An 18,387-nucleotide genomic window follows, 5' to 3' on the forward strand; every position below is an offset into this window, starting at 1 on the left:
AAAAGTGCTTAAAGTTGAATATGAAATTCCAACTTTAAGCACTTTTAATTTTAAATACTTATACTATTTATAATGTTTCAGGAAGTGTATGTGTTCTCCCTTTGTTTTGTTCTTTTAAATAATCCATTAGTGGGTTAAAATACTCAAGCATAGGTTTTGCACTCATTTCGCTACCAACACTTTGTTTAAGTAATTCTCTCCAATCATTATTAGCTCCAGTTTCTAGGACACCTCTTAAAAAAGTTCCTACATCTTTGCTTCCAAAATAGTTAGTTGCATGAGGATCTTGTTTTAAGATGTTTTTTGAGATATGATCATGAAATTGAAATAATAAAATATAAGACACTGCATAATCATAATACTGAGCAGCATCATTATTGATGTGTGTTTTAGACGCAGCATCGCAAAATTCTTCTCCACGATCAGTTGGAGGAACCATACCTTGGTACTTCTTAGCTAATTCCCACCATTTCTTATTAAATTGATCTTTTGGTAAGTTTTCAGCATATAAAGCATTTTCAAATTCGGTCATTACACCTGCAGAGAAAGGTAAAAACACAATATTACTTAATGCTTCTTTTAATAAATTTTGAGTTTCATCAATTTTTACATCAGCATCAACTAGGCCTTTGCCTTCTAAAAAAGGTTTTTGCATAGCAGCAAAACCTAATAAACTTCCAATAGCTTCATGATAACCACGATTTGCACCTTCACGAAGTAATGGTGGAACATTTGGATTGGTATACGCTTGGTAATAATAAATATGTCCTAATTCATGGTGAATCGTTTCATAGTAATCTGCATTTGGCTCAACACTCATTAAGCAGCGTAAGTCGTTTTCTAAATTCATGTGCCAAGCAGATGCATGATTGTTCTTTTTGTATGGTGCATCAGCAGGAAGTGGATACATGCTTGATTTTTCATAAAAACTAGCTGGAAGCGCATCAAAACCAATACTCTTATAGAAATTTTCACCTTCTTTTACTATCCATTCTGGATCTTTGTCGGCTAAAACGCCATCAATATCTAATCCTTCAACATTAACTAGGGAGCTCCAATCTTGTCCCCAACGATTAGGAAGCCAATGTGCTGGAAGATATTCTGGTACATCTGCATTAAATTTCTTTGCAAGTTCATGTCTTGCCCAAGTATGTAATTCTCTGTATAAAGGCCAAACTTCTTTAACCATTTTATTCATTTCATCACGCATTTCTTGTCTTGACATTCCGTAGCTAGACACTTGGTACGAGAAGTAATCGTCGTAACCTAGAGCTCCTACAGTTTCGTTACGCAATTTTCTTAAGTTTTCTAGTCCGTCTTTAAGACCTACGCCAACATTTTTAGATGCTTCCCAATTTGTTAAACGTTCAGCTTCATTGTTAGATTCTCTTAATACTTTATCAATGTCTCCAGTAGTTACTGAAGTTCCGTTGACTTTAAAATCATATCCAAAAAGCGCTTCGTTTTGAGCGTTTTCAGCAGCAATACGTTCTTTTACTAAATCTGATACTGTTTCAGGATTGTTTGCAGCCGAATATAGTATGGTGTTCAATTGACGTACTTGAACAATATCTAAATCATCTTTGCTTTCAAGAAATTTGCGTGTTTTTTCTATCACATCTGTACTTCCTGTGAATTTAGCAAAAGCTTCATTTGCTTTTTGAACCTTGTATGCATTTGTAGTGTCACCAGCTACAATTTTGGTGTTTGCATCCCATTCCGCTAGAGCAGAATCATAATATAATTTTGTAAATGTTGTGGAGTATTCGTCTAAAAATACTTGAACATCTTCTTTAGATACAGAAGTTATTTCTGTTTTTGTGGTATCTTCTTTACAAGAAAATACTGAAATGAAAATGGCAAAAAGTAAGATTGTTTTCTTCATCTTAAATTGATTTGTATTAGAGTTAGTTGATTATATTAGAGTTGTATTTTGTATTTGATTATTTTTCTTTTTTCTGAAGTTTGACAGTTTCAGTAAATCGGTTAATAGTGATTTTAGGGTTTGCAAACAAGTAAATTTCACTTGATCCAGAAGCTTCTATAATTATAGATTCTGTTACTTCTAGATAGGCATTTGTAGCAAATTCACAAGTTGCAGTACAGGTTTTTGCAGTGAAATTTTTACCATTAAATTGTGCATTGTTATCTGATACTAAAAGGAGATTATCTGTTGTTCCTTCGATATCTATATTTGCACGTTGATATAAATCAACTTTGGTTTCTTTAGAATTAATTAGTGCATCTAATTTACATTGATCACTTAATTCAATACGAGTAGTGTTAGCATTTACATTGAGTTTTACTTTAGCTTTATCTAGACTAGTAAAGTTAAAACTGTTGGCTTTTATATTTAGATAAGCTCTTGAAGATCCTGAAGTTTTTAAACTAGCATTATCTAACTCTAGTGATGTTAATGATCTTATTTCTGCATTTTCTCGAGTTTTAATATGAGAAAACCCATTACTGTAATTGACTTTAATTGCCATTTTCTTTTTAGATCTAATCTCTTTGGTCGTTTTGAATGTTAGAATGCTATCAATAACTTCAATCGCTATATATTCATGTAAATTATCGTCCGTTTCAATTTCTACTGAAGGTTTACTATTATAAAATAGTTCGACTTCAAAATCTTCACCAACAATGATTGTATTAAAATTGTCTACGTAGGTCTGTTTAATGGTTACATTTCTATCGCCTTTTACTTTGTCGTCATCTTGATAATAACCAACTAGACTATAGCCTAAGGTAATTAATAGGAATAAAGTAATCTTTTTCATTATAAAATATTGAGTGTTATAACAAATATAAAACAAAAACCATCCCAAACTCAAAACTGAGCTCGAAATGGTTTAAAAAACAAGTTGATTAGTTGGTTGGTTACTTGTTATCGTTTGCTGATACTTCCAGACGGACCATCGTTTTTTTCTACTTTTTCAGGATTGCCATAATATTTGATATCGCCTCCACTGTTAGCACTTGCTGTTAATTCTTTTGAGGTATTTACGGTTATATCTGCTCCACTATTTGCTTGAGCCTTTGTTTTTTGAGCTTTAAGTTTAGCTGCTTTTATATCGCTTCCACTAGAAGCATCTGCTCTAAATATATTTGTTGTTCCAGATAGTTTTATATCACTTCCACTAGACGATTCGCAAATTAGACGCTCTACATCTACTTCAAGTTCAACATCACTTCCGCTAGAGGTATAGATTTCAAGTTCATCAGCAGTTATAATAGAAGTAGAGATGACGTCACTTCCACTAGAAGTTGATATTCTTTCAATATTTTTAAAATTGACCATTACTTTTTTTGAAGAGGCAGAACTTATATTTTCATCTGCATAAATGTTTAAAACACCATTTTCTACTTTAACTACAATAATTTCTTGTAGGTTTTCATCAGCTTGAACTCTAATATTTTCTGAATCACTTTGTGTTAAATAAACGTCTAGTCCTCTACTAACTTCTATAGCATTAAAATTCTCATTTATTGCTCTATCTGTAGAGGTCACATTTCCGTTGCCTTTAACTCCCATATTGAAATCGAAATTACAAGATGTAAGGAGCACAGCTAGTAGTGTTGTTACGATAATTTTTGTTAGTGTTGTCATGATTGATTGTTTTTGATTGTTGATTATTTTATTTAAATTTTTTAGTTTACATGTTATGATCAAAACTTATCACACGTTTAAGGATCCATTTTCCGTTTTCGATAATCCATAAATGAGAAAACTTTGCAGTGCTACCAGGTCTTTTATTTCCGTTGGTTGTTTCATAAAACTTATGAATCCCATTTTGCAAAGCACCATATAGTTCTCCATTCTTTTTTAATAAGAAAACTTCTAAACTTCCTTCAACTAATTCTCTGGTAGATTTCGTTGTATTATTTGGGTTGCAAATGCCTTCATACATGGTTTGAATGAATTTTTCTTTTGAACTGGTAATTCCAGCGATGTCATGATAGAATTCAAAGTCTTCAGCAATTAATTGTTTGAGATATTGAATTTCGCAATTGTTAAAAGCACGTTCAAAAATTAAACTATCATTAGCTTTTAGTGTTTTGTATACTTCGGAATTTGTTGCTACTTGAGCATTTAGGTTGGTTAAAATTCCGAAGATACTTAACAGGATACATATTGATTTATTCATTTGATTTGATTGATGATTCAAATGTTCCAGTTTTAAATTAGTTTTCAAAATTGAAAGATCCGAACTGTTAATTTAGATTCCTGAATTGTTAATTATCTTCTGATGTGATTTCAATACCATCTTCACCAATATTAACTTTTACATTTACAGATTTTGCATCAATACCATCTTCGTCAATTTTTAGTCTAGTGCCTTCTGTTTTGATTTCGATACCATCTTCATCTATTCTAAGTCCAGTTTCATCGTCATCAATATCTACTTTTACTTTAAATTCGTCGTCGATAGGGCAGTCTAAACATTTAACACCATTATTGGTGATTTCTAAATATTGATTTTCCATACCATTATCTAAAATATCATTGTAGTAACTTGAGTTTCTATGATATGAATAGGTGTTTTCTTCAGCATATAGTATTGTGCCTTCTGGCAGATAAAGCGTGACTTCTATTTCTTGATCTCTAAATTTGTTTTCAAAGGCTGTCGTTAAAAATCCATCTAATTCAAGCCTATTATTTTTAATGTCATAGCTGTAATCAATTTCTTGAGATCTTAATTTAGCTTCTTTGTAATTTCTACCTTCAGCTGTTTTTTCAATGTGTATTGACGCTAGAGAATCTTTTGTTGAACGAACAATTAATCTCACATCTGTTGAGTATATCAACTTATTATCATTGTCGTCGTAAACGGGTCTAAATACATTACTATGCCTTCCAAATTGCTTACTATAAAGCGTATTGCCAACAACTGCAAGTGTTAGAGTGTCACTAGCTTTAATATCGAGTTGCTCTTTTGTAGTAACAGTTGCATCGTAAGCATGTTCGCTAGCTTGTCTTACTCCAATAACAATACTTCCTATGATAGCCATAAGCCATAAGCCTAGAAGTGTGAATTTAGCCACATTACCAATAGACTTTAAGTTGTTAATTAGAATTTTTAATCCCAAATAAAACACAAAGAAGAAAGGGACACCAATTGCGAAAAGTGCAATTAATGATATTAACCAAACTGGTGTGTTTGCTGCATTTGCTGCTTCAAAAATGTCAAGTCCTGGAAAATGAATGATATCAATAGCTCCTAAACTCATGCAAAATATTAATAGCGATATTAATGTTGCAGCACCTACGATAATTAAAATGATGCCAATAAATTTTGCAAATACTTTAAAGAAAAACATAATGATGTCACCAATGGTATCAAAAAATGATTTTGATGAGGATTTGATTTTCTGTCCTTGCTTGGGTAAATCTACATTTTTGACTGTATCTGAAACGGATTGAGAGACACTGTCAAAGCCATCTTTAATTTTTTTTTCGATGTTGCTAATGTTAACAGGTGCTCCAGTCATGGTTATTTTTTCTGAAGTTGTTTTTGCTTCAGGGACTAAAACCCATAATAGAATATATAGTAAAACACCAGTACCTGCACCAAAGATTAGTACAATCCAGATGATACGAATCCATATAGGATCAATTCCAAAATAGTGCGCTAATCCAGATGATACACCTCCTACATAGGAATTGTCTGTATCGCGATAGAATTTTTTTGAAGAACTTGAATTTGATCTTGAATTTCTATGGTAAGATGTTTTTGGTTCATCTTCAAAAATTTCATCATCTACCAAATAGTCTTCTGGTTGTCCCATAATAGTGATTACATCATCGACTTCTTTAATTCGAATCACTTGCTTTTCGTTCTGAACACGTTCATTAAATAATTCTGCGATTCGATGTTCAATATCTGATATGATTTCTGATTGACCTTGAGAGTCTGTAAATGAACGTTTTATAGCCTCAAGATAGCGCTGTAATTTTAAGTATGCATCTTCGTCTATGTGAAAGAATATACCTGCTAAATTTATGTTGACTGTCTTATTCATTATTGTTTTGTTTTTTCTCTGGTTACTATATTAACTGCATTTTGTAATTCGTTCCAGGTTATTGTTAATTCTTTTAGAAATAACTGACCTGTTTCTGTAAGACCATAGTACTTTCTTGGAGGTCCAGAAGTGGATTCTTCCCAACGATAATTGAGTAATCCAGCATTTTTAAGCCTTGTTAGTAGTGGGTATATTGTGCCTTCTACAACAAGCAGTTTTGCGTCTTTTAGTGTGCCTAAGATTTCTGCAACATAAGCGTCTTCATCTTTTAAGACCGATAATATGCAATACTCAAGGACACCTTTTCGCATTTGTGCTTTTGTGTTTTCTATTTTCATAAGTGTTTTCTAATATTTTTCAAAAAGTCTTATGCAGTTTGCATATGAGACATTTGATAATTCGACAATAAGTTTAGATGATGCTCGTGTCATATTCTAAAGAGATTTAATTTTAATAAACTGTTCATTTTTTGATTGATGATTGATTATGATTGTTTGATGAAATATTGATTCTATTTTAAAAAATTGATGGTTAATGGATAGTGGTAATCTTCTCCATCTCTTGCTTTTAAACTCGCTATTACGATAAATACTAATTCAAGAATAAATGCTAAAATGGCTAAAGCTCCTAATCCACCACCAATATATAATAGAGGTGAAGGCTCTGTTAAATTGAAATGAACACCATCAAAAGGATCGATATCAATAAAATCGAATGAATTAAAAATGTTAAAAATGAAAAACGGAACGGAGAGCAATCCTATTACAAGAGCATATAGCAAAATGCTAATTTGAAAATTGATGGCTTGTTTTCCATGATTATCTACAAACTCAGATTTTTCTTTGTTTGCCATCCATAATATGATTGGGCCAATAAAGTTTCCAAACGGGATAATAAACCTACTAAAGGTTGATAAATGAATGAATGTTGCAATATTTTTTTGATGATTGTCTTCCATGATTTTAAAACATATAGTATTTTCTTATACAAATATATGTCTAAAAACAAGTACTTTGTTACGCATAGTACTAAAAATTAACATAATTTTAACAAATTGGAATGTGGATTATTTTCAATACTTTAGCTGAAAACTTCCCGAAAACATGAACCTTTCACCAAGAAAATTAAATGCTTTTTTATCTTTTAAACTGCCAGCAGCATTCATTTGTGGTGTTCGTACAAAATCTATATCTGATACAACTTGTGTCGTTTCCGTAAAGCATAGATGGATCAATCAAAATCCGTTTAATTCTATGTTTTGGGCTGTTCAAGGTATGGCAGCTGAACTCACCACAGGAGCTTTAGTCATGTCTAAAGTTCAATCTAATGGAACGAAAATGTCAATGCTAGTTACAAGTAATAATGCAACATATAGCAAAAAAGCAACAGGACGAATCCAATTTACCTGCAATCAAGGTAAGGCTATCGATGATTTAATAATTAAGGCCATTGAAACAGGAGAAGGACAATCGATAGTACTAAACTCAAAAGGTGTTAATCAAGAAGGAGTTCAAGTGTCTGATTTTAATTTTGAATGGTCTATTAAAGTTAGATCGTAAATAGTTTGTAACAAAACCTGAAACAATTCAACATATAAACAAATCAACTTTTAAACAAAGATAGTATGACATCACACGAAATAGATTACAGAATTTACGGAGAAGAAATGCAATTCGTAGAAATAGAATTAGATCCTCAAGAAGGCGTAGTAGCCGAAGCAGGAAGTTTTATGATGATGGATGAAGGCATCAAAATGGAAACCATTTTTGGAGATGGTTCTCAAAAAGACACAGGTTTCTTAGGTAAAATATTAGGCGCAGGAAAACGCATCTTAACAGGTGAGAGTTTATTTATGACAGCCTTTTATAATGACTTAACTGGGAAACGTAATGTATCGTTTGCATCGCCTTATCCTGGAAAAATAATTCCTATCGATTTAACTGAATTTAGAGGAAAGTTCATTTGCCAAAAGGATGCGTTTCTTTGCGCAGCTAAAGGCGTAAGTGTAGGCATTGAGTTTTCGAAAAAATTAGGACGCGGACTTTTTGGAGGCGAAGGTTTTATTATGCAAAAGTTAGAAGGTGATGGTATGGCATTTGTTCATGCTGGAGGAACTATGGCTAAAAAAGTATTGCAAGCTGGAGAAACGATGAAAGTTGACACAGGTTGTCTCGTTGGTTTTACACAAGGTGTCGATTACGACATCGAATTTGTTGGAGGTATTAAGAATACTGTTTTTGGTGGTGAAGGTTTGTTCTTTGCAAAATTACAAGGACCAGGAACAGTTTACATACAATCTTTACCATTTAGTAGATTGGCTGGACGTGTTTTAGCATCTGCTCCAATAAGTGGTGGAAGCAGTAAAGGAGAAGGTAGTATTCTTGGTGGTTTAGGCGATTTATTAGATGGTGATAATAAGTTTTAACCATTTAGAATTTGTAGGACATTTATTAAACGGTTGTGTTTATGACGCAACCTTTTTTAGTTTTTAAGTATCTTTAGTATAGATATTCACTCAAAAACTCTAATTAAATGAAGTCTTTTCTACTCTCGTTCTTATTTCTAATAACCTTTTTAATTGGGAATGCTCAAATTATTGATATTCCTGATGCTAATTTTAAGAATGGATTATTAAACTATGTGCCAGTAATTGATACAAATAGTGATGGTGAAATACAGATTAGTGAAGCCGAACTAATAACTGAATTATATTTTCAAGATATAGAGTATATTAATTCACTTGAAGGTTTAGAAAGTTTTGTAAACCTTATTGATTTTACTATGGGAAATATTAATAATTATTCAACTACTTTAATTATTGAAAATTTACCAAATTTGACTTCAGTTAATTTTTTTAGTTCTGTATCCTCAATAGCATTAATTAATCTTCCTAATTTAAAAGAATTAGCGATGGGAAATACTAACTCTCAGTATTATAGCTTTGAAGAATTAATAAGCAATTGTAATTGTGTAGATTTGGAAGTTCTTATTCTTGATTATAATCACATTACTTCAATAGATGTTAGTAGTTTTGTTAATTTAGAATATTTTGTTTGTTCTCATAATTATGAATTAACTAGTTTAGATGTGAGTCAGAATATTAATTTAACGACACTAGACCTTTCATTATCTGAAGGTTTACAATATTTAAACATTAAAAATGGTTCAGCAGAGAACCTTATTATTGATGAATACCACAGTGCTCTTGAATATATATGTGTCGATGATGATGAAGTAGCTTATGTGCGAAATTTGGTAGAAAATTCAGGTTTAACCAATTGTTTTGTTAATTCTTATTGTACTTTTAATTCAGGTGGAGTTACTTATGCTTTAGAAGGTGGAAGTTTGTTAGATATTGACACTAATGGTTGTGATATAAATGATATTCAGTTTCCAAATATGATGTTCAATATTTCTAACAACACAAATTCTGGTAGCTTTATTGCTAATGCTTCTGGAGATTATTCATTTGCTTTACCAGATGGAGTTCATACTCTAGTACCACAAATAGAAAATCCAGATTATTTTTCAATTTCTCCAACGAGCTTAGTTGTCGACTTTCCAACTGATGCAAGTCCGTACAATCAAGATTTTTGTGTAATTTCAAATGGAACTTTTAATGACTTAGAAGTTGTTATTGTTCCTGTAAGTCAGGTTATTCCTGGATTTGATTCTCATTATAAGATTATTTATAAAAACAAAGGAAACACACTCATATCAGGTTCAGTAGAGTTTGATTATAGTTTGAATGCTGATGTCGTTCAGTTTTTATCAGCAACACCAACTAACGATAGTGAAACCAATAATATTTTATCTTGGAATTTTACAGATTTATCGCCTTTTGAAACTAGAGGAATTGAAGTGTCCTTTAATTTAAACACACCAACAGATCCAGATTTTCCACTAAATAGTGGAGATGACTTAGGTTATGTAGCTAACATATTTCCTTTAATCGATGATGAAACTCCAAGTGATAATGAATTTGAACTAAAACAGATTGTAGTTAATTCGTATGATCCAAATGATATTAGATGTTTAGAAGGCGAAATAATTGCACCAGAAGAGGTTGGTAAATATGTACATTATCTCATTCGTTTTGAGAACTTAGGAACAGCAAATGCAATCAATGTTGTTGTGAATAATAGGATTGATGCTACAAAATTTGATATCAATACCTTGGTTCCTTTAAATGGAAGCCATGATTATTATACCAGAATTAATCCAGATAACGATGTTGAATTTATATTTGAAAATATACAATTACCATTTGATGATGCTAACAACGATGGTTATGTAGTTTATAAAATAAAAACTTTAAGCACATTGGTATTAGGCGATGAATTTGCTAATCAAGCAGAAATTTATTTTGATTTTAATGCACCAGTAATTACAAACGCTTATATAACAGAAGTCGCTGAAGATAATTTGAGCACTTCAGATTTTAGTTTATCAACTATTAAAGTGTATCCAAATCCAGTAGCAGATATCTTAACCATAGAAGCAGAATTTGAAATTAATACTCTACATGTGTATGATATTGAAGGACGAAGAGTCTTAGAAAACTACAAAAGCAATAGTAATCAAATAAGCATGAGCTCTCTTGAAACCGGAATTTACTTTGTAAAGGTGTTTTCAGATTCTAAAATAAAAACCTTAAAAGTTATTAAGAATTAGTAAACCTTGATGTTTAATGGAGTTAAACGTAATTAATTACTTTTAAGCGATTGTTTTTAGTGTTAAATATTTCTTTAAGGATAACAAATAATCATTTTTTTTACTAAATTTAAACTGTAATCAAAAATGAAAGCCTATACAATACATCTACCTAACTAAAACCTAAATTAACTTTACATTATGGCTAGAGCAATGTTCGAGTACACCAAAACTGTACTTGCGAAAGTAAGTTTTGATAGTACATTGTTCTGTAAAGAATTAAAAAAAGCACTAAGTCGTTTGTTACCTTACGAAATAGAAGAGCTTAAGATTTATATAAAATCTTTGATTTTACAGAACCCAGAATTAGATCAATGTTTAATATTATTAAAACAATAGAAAAAAGCGACTTACGAGTCGCTTTTTTCATTTTATTAGTTGTCCTTTATTTTGATAAAGGACTTATGATTTCTACATTATGAAATGCTATTGCTCCTCTTATAATACCTGAAATGACATCGTGTAAAGCATCAATAATCTGCATTTTAAGCTCATTTTTATGATAAATGATACTGACCTCTCTGGCTGGAGTAGGTTCGTTAAAATGATGAAGTTGTTTTGACATCTTTTCATTTAAGTCCATAGTATTTAGATAAGGAAGTAGCGTCATTCCTAATCCTTCATTTGATAATTTTATCAAAGTTTCTATACTGCCACTTTCTAATTGAAATTGGTCATCTTGATGTGTTTTAAACGCTTTACATAAATTGATAACACCATCTCTAAAGCAATGACCATCTTCTAATAGAAGCATATCATTGATGTCTAAATCTGATACATCTATCTTTTTTTTATCCTTTAAACGATGATCATTAGGTATGTAGCCTACAAAAGGTTCGTAATATAAAACGCGTTCTTTAATGCTTTCTAAAACTAAAGGAGTAGCAGCTATTGCAGCATCTAAATGTCCATCATTAATTCTGGTTATGATTTCTTCTGTAGTGAGTTCTTCAATTTTAAGCTTCACCTTAGGATATTTTTTGATGAATGCTTTTAAAAACATAGGCAATAATGTTGGCATTACTGTTGGAATAATACCTAGTCTAAACTCACCACCAATAAATCCTTTTTGTTGGTCTACAATATCTTGAATTCGTTCAGACTCGTCAACAATATTTTTAGCCTGATGTACAATTTTTCTTCCAACATCTGTAAGTTCAATTGGTTTTTTACTTCTATCAAAAATTAAAATATCTAGTTCGTCTTCTAATTTTTGTATTTGTGTGCTTAAAGTCGGTTGTGTGACAAAGCATTTCTCTGCAGCTTTGGTAAAGTTTTTATGTTCAGCAATGGCTAGAACATAGTTCAATTGTGTAATTGTCATGGTGTATTCATTTAGGCTATAAAGATATAAAAACTATTGATTAAAACTATGATTAATAAAACGGATTTCATTTTAAATTTGTATAAACAAAAACAATACTGATATGACGTTAAATAGTATAGGATTAGATACAAAAAAAACGAAATCAATCGCAGGAGATTTAAATCACTTGCTAGCCAATTTTCAAATTTATTATCAAAACTTGAGAGGTATACATTGGAACATAAAGGGTAAACGCTTTTTTGATTTGCATGTTAAATTTGAAGAGTTATATACAGATGCAAATATTAAAGTAGACGAAATTGCAGAACGTATTTTGACATTAGGAGAAACACCTTTGCATACATTTGAAGACTATTCAAAAGCAGCCCAAGTACCAGTTGGTAAGAATATTTCAGAAGATGAAAAAGCAGTTCAATTAATTGTTGCTTCTTTATCTGAACTATTAAAATTTGAGCGTCAGATTTTGGAGATTTCTGGTGACGCAAGTGATGAAGGAACAGCTTCTATGATGAGTGATTTTATAACCGAACAAGAAAAAACAGTTTGGATGATGAAAGCTTGGTTAGGTGAAAGTGTATAATTTTAAAGCATAAAAATAAAAGCCCTTCAGAGTAACTCCTGAAGGGCTTTTTGTATTGAATCAATTTTGTTTTATTAGTTGCAATTACGTTCTAGTTGAATGAATTCATTGCCATTACCAGATTCTAGTAATATAAATTCTTCACTACATTGAGTTACGAACCAATCATATTGAGAAAATATCTCGTAAGGTGAGCTTGGAATATTAAAGGACATAAACAATAAACCTTGTGAAGGATTAGATGTTAGCCACCAATCACCATCAATAGTTTGGTTAGTGCCTTGACTAGTAATTTCTACGATACCACTTTGGAAAAATTGTGCAAGTTCAGCATTCACATTATTGTATAGGCTAGTTGTAAAATACCAATTACATTGTAATAAATAAGCATATAGTTCTTGTTCACTACATTCATTTGGATTATTTACATTACAATCTCGATCAAAAATAATGGATTCGTCACCAGATTCTAAACGTATCATGTCCTCTTCACATGTAATCACAGTCCAATCTAAATTTGATATTACATTATATGGTTCTGGTAAGTCAAGGTACATATAAACTTCTCCATTTTGCTCATTTCTAACAACACTCCAAGTGCCATTAGCAGGTTCTGCTGTGCCTATAAGAGTTACTGTTCCATCAATATTAAAATCATAACCAACAATACTATTCATTAAACTTACATTACCAAACCAAGTACATTCTATTAAGTTTTGAATAATCTCTTGTTCATTACAAATCTCTTGTTGCGTTTCACAATCAACAAAATCTGCATCTGTGAATCCTGCACATTCTGCTTCACAAGCATTTAAAAAGCTTATAATTTCAATATCTCCACTTGGTGTTTCAATTTCAACACAAACAGGGTTTACATTTGTTGGACAAGGACAATCATTAATATTATAACACTCTTCTAATAGAGATATAAATGCTTCTTCGTTTTCTAGAACTATTAGGTTCCCTTCTTCTGTAGTAACTTCAAATGGATATACAAAATCAAAGTAGTATGCGTTATATAATGCGCTATCTAATTCTTCTTGAGAGTTTACTGTAACCGTTTGATTGTCATCAGTGATAATTGTTATTGGGAAATTAAAATCAAAACATTCATTTCCACCAGGACAGTTGTAATCGTCTTCACAGTTTTCAGCAAAATCATTAGGTGTAAATCCATCACATAATGCAAGACATTCATTAGGATAGGTTATAATAAAACTGTTGCCATTTGGATCTAGAACTTCAACACATACAGGATCTGCAACATCATCACAATCACAAGTATCAATTCCATCAAAGTCACAATTTTCTAATACATCAAAGAATTCATTTTCATTATTAATTGTTACAATTTCTATAGCTCCTGTGCTGTCGTTATAGGTTTCAACATTAAAAGGGAATTCAACACCACTAATGTATAAATCATCAGTAGAATTGATAAGAATCGTAATTAGATCATCTAAACTAGAAACACCAACTGTGGTTCCATTGTTATAAGCTAAGTTTAAAGGGTATACAAAATCAAAGCAAAAATCGAATACAATGTTTCCTGAAGGGTTCTCAGATGCAATAACATAGCCTTCGTCATTAAATTGTTCTGCTAGTCTGTTTAAAGATTGTGTAATAGCTTCAGTTTCGTCTATATTTTGTTCATTTACAACAGAATCATTGTTAGAACAAGAGGTGAAAAGACCTGCAATAAGAGCAAAACTTAAAAGAAATAATTTTAAATTTTTCATCATAGTAATTTTAAAGTTAATGTGTTTTTCTAGCGATTAATCATAACTAAGACAACTAGAAAAAAAAATACCCTACTTTTCCTCTAAATTTTTTTTAGTTAGTTTTGAAGCCTCTACTTTCAAATTAGCTAATGCCTAAAGATCAACATAATATTTGTCATTCTAAAACTTTTGAAGCGCTATACAAGGCACATGCAAAAGAGATTAGACGTTTTATTTTTTTTAAAACTCAAGATATTGATAAGGCTGAAGATCTTTTACAAGATACTTTTATAAAACTATGGGATAATTGTAGTAAAGTGAGTTATGAAAAAGCAAAAAGCTATCTGTATACTGTAGCAACTAATGCCTTTTTAAATACGATAAAGCACGAAAAAGTGGTGCGAAAACATAAATCGAGTATTTCTAGTCATCATAATAATGAATCTCCAGAGTTTATTATGTTAGAGAAAGAGTTTATGGACAAACTACAGAGAACTATTGATTCGCTTCCAGAAAAACAGAGAGAAGTATTTTTACTCAATAGAATTGAAAAAAAGAAATATAGAGAGATTGCAGAACAACTAGATATTTCAGTAAAAGCAGTAGAAAAACGAATGCATTCTGCCTTATTAGTTTTGAGAGAACAAATAGGGAATGTTTAAAAATATAAAAATAAAGTAGGGTTTTATTCAACATAGTTGTCATAATAGTAGTTAAGCAATGAAAAATATAGATTTACATAACGCAAACGATACATTTTTAGCTCAATGGTTAGAAGGGAAACTCTCTGATGATGAGCTGAAAGGGTTGGTTTCTGAAGCCGATTACAAGTCGTTTATAAAAATTAGAAAAGGTCTTGAAACCTTTGATGATTTGGAAGGGTCTACAGAAGCTTCGTTTGCTAAAATTCAAGAACAAATTGCTAATAAAAATGGAAAAGTTCGAAACTTAAATAGTAAAGTTTGGCTCATTGGTATTGCTGCTTCTGTTGTGTTGTTTTTTGGATTGTTTTCAATCTTAGGAAATGATATTGTAACTATTGAAACCCATTTTGGTGAACAAAAAACGATTGCTTTATTAGATGGTTCTGAAGTCATAATAAACTCCAAATCTACCTTGACTTACGATGAAGATAACTGGGAGAATAATAGAACATTAAACCTTAAAGGTGAAGCTTATTTTAAAGTTAAAAAAGGAAGCACGTTTACTGTAGAAACTGATAATGGCAACGTTCAGGTTTTAGGAACACAATTTAATGTAAACTCTGTTAGTGACTTGCTTGAAGTCGTTTGCTTTGAAGGTAAAGTAAGTGTGCAAACTAAAAATGAAAACTACATTTTATTGCCTACAAATACTGTGAGACGTATTAATGGTGATGACATAGAAAAATGGGACATTTCGATTGTTAATCCGAGTTGGATCAATGGCGAAAGCAGCTTTAAAAGCGTGCCTTTAAAGTATGTGATTTCTGCTTTAGAATCACAATATAATATTGAAATTAATTCAGATGCTATTGATAATAGTATCATATATACAGGTAGTTTTACTCATGAAAATTTGAATACAGCATTAAAAACTGTGTTCAAGTCTTTACAAATACAATATTTTGAAAAAGAAAAAGGAAACATTTATTTGAGTATAAGGTGAAAAAATTGATTATTTGCTTTTTGGTAATACTACCACATTTAGCCTTTTCGCAAGAAGAGGCTAAATTTTATATTAGTTTCAATTCTGAAACGTTACAAAGTGCATTTGAAACCATTGAAGACGTTTACAATGTGAGATTTTCTTATTATGATAACCTTCTTGCTGATAAAACAATATCCTTAAATAAAGAGAAACGCTCATTACATCAAGTGCTTTCAGAAATAGAAATTCTAACCAACCTCAAATTTGAAATTATAAATGACAGATACATTATAATCAATAATAATAATAATAATAACGCTGAAACTGATATTCAAGAGTTAGAAAAGGTTGTAATAAATAGTTTTCTAACTAAAGGGATTTCTAAACGGAAAGATGGGACTTATAAAATAAACCCAAGAAGCCTTGGTATTTTGCCTGGACTTACCGAACCAGACGTTTTAGAGAGCATTCAATTATTACCAGGAGTTGTTAGTCCAAACGAAACAGCCTCTGGTTTTTTAGTTAGAGGAGGGAAAATAGACCAAAATCGAATTATTTGGGATGGTATAAATATATATCATAAAGGACATCTTTTCGGAATGATTTCACCGTTTAATCCAAATGCAACTAAGACAGTTACTTTTATTAATAAAGGCTCACATCCAAGATATGGAGAACGTGCATCAAGTGTGATTTCAATGACTACCAACTCTAAAATTGAAGATGAACTTAAAGCTCAAATCGGATTTAATGGTATTAATGCAGATGCTAATTTTGATGCACCATTAATAAAGAATAAACTAAGTGTTCAAGCGTCTGTAAGATCAAGTTATACTAATATATATCAATCTGTAACTTTCGATAGATTGGCTGAGAAAGTGTTTGAAAGCACTAAAATTGAAAATGGTGATAATCCCAATAATAATTTTAGTTTTTTAGATTTTAATATCAAACTCAACTTTAAGCCCAATGCTAATAATACCTTGTTTGTTAGTTTAATTTCTATCGATAACCAGCTCGATTATACGGTAAATCATTCTAACAGAAATGAAATGTTTAATGATCGCATGTCTATTAAAAACAAAGGCTATAGTTTTGGTTGGAACAAGCAATGGAATGCTAATTTGACGCAACAAGTGTCTGCATATTTATCAGATTATGAACTTAATTATAATTACATAACAACTCTAGATAATCAGCAAATATCTGATTTTGAAAAGCGAAATTTGATTTATGATTCAGGTATTTCAACAGAATTACAGCAGAAAATTAATAATAATAATTCCGTGACTTTTGGATATCAATATGTTCTGAAAGATGTTGGTTATGCATTTAAAAACTCATCTAATCTTGAATTTATTTTAGATCAAGATGAATCTAAAGTGCAAGCTCATAATTTGTATGCTAATTATGAATATAAAAATCCTAAGTTCTTCGATGTGTCTTTAGGCGGAAGAATTACATATTTTGATGAGTTGGAGGCTTACAGATTTGAACCTCGATTATTAATTTATAAAAGTTTGTTTAAGAATGTAAAACTTCAAATGTCTGGAGAAATCAAGAACCAAATCATTAGTGAGATTGATGAAACAATCATAAGTGATTTGTCTTTAGAAAACCGACTTTGGCGATTGGCAAATGGGAATAATTTTCCAATTATTAATAGCAAACAAGTGTCGTTAGGATTTATATTTACGAATAATGGTTGGACTTTTGATATCGATAATTATTACAAAACACTTGATAACATCATGGCCTTATCGTTTGGGTTTTTGAATCCTGAGAATAGTCAGTTTAACCTTGGTGAGCAAACAATTTATGGAATTGATCTTTTCTTGAGAAAACGATTTAACGGCTTTAATTCTTGGGTGAGTTATTCGTTTAATAATTCTGAAAGCAAGTATCGAAACTTGAATAATGATAAAGCCTTTGAATCAAGGTCTAATGTGATTCATTCGGTGTCGACATCATTGAGTTATAAAATTTCAAAACTACAAATCGCTTTAGGTTGGAGATGGCAAACAGGAAAACCTTTTACTGGATCTCATTTAGGAACCAATGGATTAGAATTTAATCAAGGAATTAATACCAAACGATTACCAGATTATCATCGCTTAGACTTTTCTTCTACCTATGCTTTTAATTTTTCTGAAGCTAGTAAGTTGAAAGGAAAAGTTGGATTTTCAATTCGGAATGTTTACAACAGAAATAATTTAATAAGTAAAGAATATATAGGGAATAATGACTTTAATAATGAGATACAGGTCATTGATAAATTTTCTCTAGGATTTACTCCAAATGTCTTGTTTAGAGTGTATTGGTGAAATAAAAATCATTTAATAGTAGCCTTATGACATTTCGATTGTGCCTAATGCAACCGTTTTCACATCTTT

17 protein-coding genes are annotated in these 18,387 nt (G+C 31.0%); 8 read left to right on the forward strand and 9 right to left on the reverse strand.

The window, feature by feature from the left end; all coding sequences use genetic code 11:
- Positions 1-67 precede the first annotated feature (67 nt).
- From MUN68_RS03705 to MUN68_RS03735, 7 genes are all read right to left on the reverse strand, one after another.
- Positions 68-1,885, reverse strand: a complete 1,818-nt coding sequence (locus tag MUN68_RS03705) for a M2 family metallopeptidase (RefSeq protein ID WP_249995372.1) — start codon at positions 1,883-1,885, stop codon at positions 68-70.
- A gap of 58 nt (positions 1,886-1,943) precedes the next feature.
- Positions 1,944-2,780: a GIN domain-containing protein gene (locus MUN68_RS03710; RefSeq protein ID WP_249995373.1), complete on the reverse strand. Its 837-nt coding sequence runs from the start codon at positions 2,778-2,780 to the stop codon at positions 1,944-1,946.
- A gap of 107 nt (positions 2,781-2,887) precedes the next feature.
- Positions 2,888-3,610 carry a head GIN domain-containing protein gene (locus tag MUN68_RS03715; protein WP_249995374.1) on the reverse strand — a complete coding sequence of 241 codons (723 nt, stop codon included), beginning with the start codon at positions 3,608-3,610 and terminating at the stop codon, positions 2,888-2,890.
- Between the two features lie 46 nt (positions 3,611-3,656).
- Complete coding sequence (locus MUN68_RS03720; protein ID WP_249995375.1) at positions 3,657-4,148, reverse strand: nuclear transport factor 2 family protein; 492 nt, start codon at positions 4,146-4,148, stop codon at positions 3,657-3,659.
- Positions 4,149-4,236: 88 nt separating this feature from the next.
- On the reverse strand, positions 4,237-6,024 hold the full coding sequence (locus MUN68_RS03725; RefSeq protein WP_249995376.1) for a PspC domain-containing protein: 1,788 nt from the start codon (positions 6,022-6,024) through the stop codon (positions 4,237-4,239).
- On the reverse strand, positions 6,024-6,362 hold the full coding sequence (locus tag MUN68_RS03730) for a PadR family transcriptional regulator (RefSeq protein ID WP_249995377.1): 339 nt from the start codon (positions 6,360-6,362) through the stop codon (positions 6,024-6,026). The genes MUN68_RS03725 and MUN68_RS03730 overlap by 1 nt, the downstream gene beginning before the upstream one ends.
- Before the next feature lie 173 nt (positions 6,363-6,535).
- A complete protein-coding gene (locus MUN68_RS03735; RefSeq protein WP_249995378.1) occupies positions 6,536-6,982 on the reverse strand; it encodes a DUF4870 domain-containing protein in 447 nt (148 codons plus the stop codon).
- Positions 6,983-7,127: 145 nt separating this feature from the next.
- On the opposite strand from MUN68_RS03735, the gene MUN68_RS03740 reads away from it, so the two are divergent.
- The 4 genes from MUN68_RS03740 to MUN68_RS03755 all read left to right on the forward strand — a co-directional run bounded on the left by MUN68_RS03740 (position 7,128) and on the right by MUN68_RS03755 (position 11,076).
- Entirely contained in the window at positions 7,128-7,583 is a 456-nt protein-coding gene (locus MUN68_RS03740) for a DUF4442 domain-containing protein (RefSeq protein WP_249995379.1), read from the forward strand.
- A 65-nt stretch (positions 7,584-7,648) separates the two neighbouring features.
- Positions 7,649-8,449, forward strand: coding sequence for a TIGR00266 family protein (locus tag MUN68_RS03745; protein ID WP_249995380.1), 801 nt, complete (start codon positions 7,649-7,651; stop codon positions 8,447-8,449).
- Between the two features lie 107 nt (positions 8,450-8,556).
- The gene (locus tag MUN68_RS03750; protein ID WP_249995381.1) at positions 8,557-10,698 is read left to right on the forward strand and encodes a DUF7619 domain-containing protein; all 2,142 of its coding nucleotides are present in this window, start codon (positions 8,557-8,559) and stop codon (positions 10,696-10,698) included.
- 180 nt (positions 10,699-10,878) lie between these two features.
- A complete protein-coding gene (locus MUN68_RS03755; RefSeq protein ID WP_249995382.1) occupies positions 10,879-11,076 on the forward strand; it encodes a hypothetical protein in 198 nt (65 codons plus the stop codon).
- Positions 11,077-11,122: 46 nt separating this feature from the next.
- On the opposite strand, the gene MUN68_RS03760 is transcribed toward MUN68_RS03755, so the two are convergent.
- Complete coding sequence (locus MUN68_RS03760) at positions 11,123-12,061, reverse strand: LysR substrate-binding domain-containing protein (protein WP_249995383.1); 939 nt, start codon at positions 12,059-12,061, stop codon at positions 11,123-11,125.
- A 103-nt stretch (positions 12,062-12,164) separates the two neighbouring features.
- Here MUN68_RS03760 and MUN68_RS03765 point away from each other — a divergent pair, with 103 nt between their 5' ends.
- The gene (locus MUN68_RS03765; RefSeq protein ID WP_249995384.1) at positions 12,165-12,644 is read left to right on the forward strand and encodes a Dps family protein; all 480 of its coding nucleotides are present in this window, start codon (positions 12,165-12,167) and stop codon (positions 12,642-12,644) included.
- A gap of 74 nt (positions 12,645-12,718) precedes the next feature.
- Here the strand turns inward: MUN68_RS03765 and MUN68_RS03770 are convergent, their stop codons facing one another.
- Complete coding sequence (locus MUN68_RS03770; RefSeq protein ID WP_249995385.1) at positions 12,719-14,383, reverse strand: hypothetical protein; 1,665 nt, start codon at positions 14,381-14,383, stop codon at positions 12,719-12,721.
- Positions 14,384-14,514: 131 nt separating this feature from the next.
- Between MUN68_RS03770 and MUN68_RS03775 the strand changes: the two genes are divergently transcribed.
- The 3 genes from MUN68_RS03775 to MUN68_RS03785 are packed head-to-tail and all read left to right on the forward strand — an operon-like array spanning position 14,515 to position 18,318.
- Positions 14,515-15,027, forward strand: a complete 513-nt coding sequence (locus MUN68_RS03775; RefSeq protein WP_249995386.1) for an RNA polymerase sigma factor — start codon at positions 14,515-14,517, stop codon at positions 15,025-15,027.
- Positions 15,028-15,085: 58 nt separating this feature from the next.
- On the forward strand, positions 15,086-16,012 hold the full coding sequence (locus MUN68_RS03780) for a FecR family protein (protein ID WP_249995387.1): 927 nt from the start codon (positions 15,086-15,088) through the stop codon (positions 16,010-16,012).
- 20 nt (positions 16,013-16,032) lie between these two features.
- Positions 16,033-18,318 (forward strand): TonB-dependent receptor domain-containing protein, encoded by a 2,286-nt coding sequence (locus MUN68_RS03785; RefSeq protein ID WP_249995388.1) that lies wholly within the window; start codon positions 16,033-16,035, stop codon positions 18,316-18,318.
- Positions 18,319-18,387: the final 69 nt, after the last annotated feature.

Origin of the sequence: Psychroserpens ponticola (genome assembly GCF_023556315.2) — a bacterium.
GTDB lineage: Bacteria > Bacteroidota > Bacteroidia > Flavobacteriales > Flavobacteriaceae > Psychroserpens > Psychroserpens ponticola.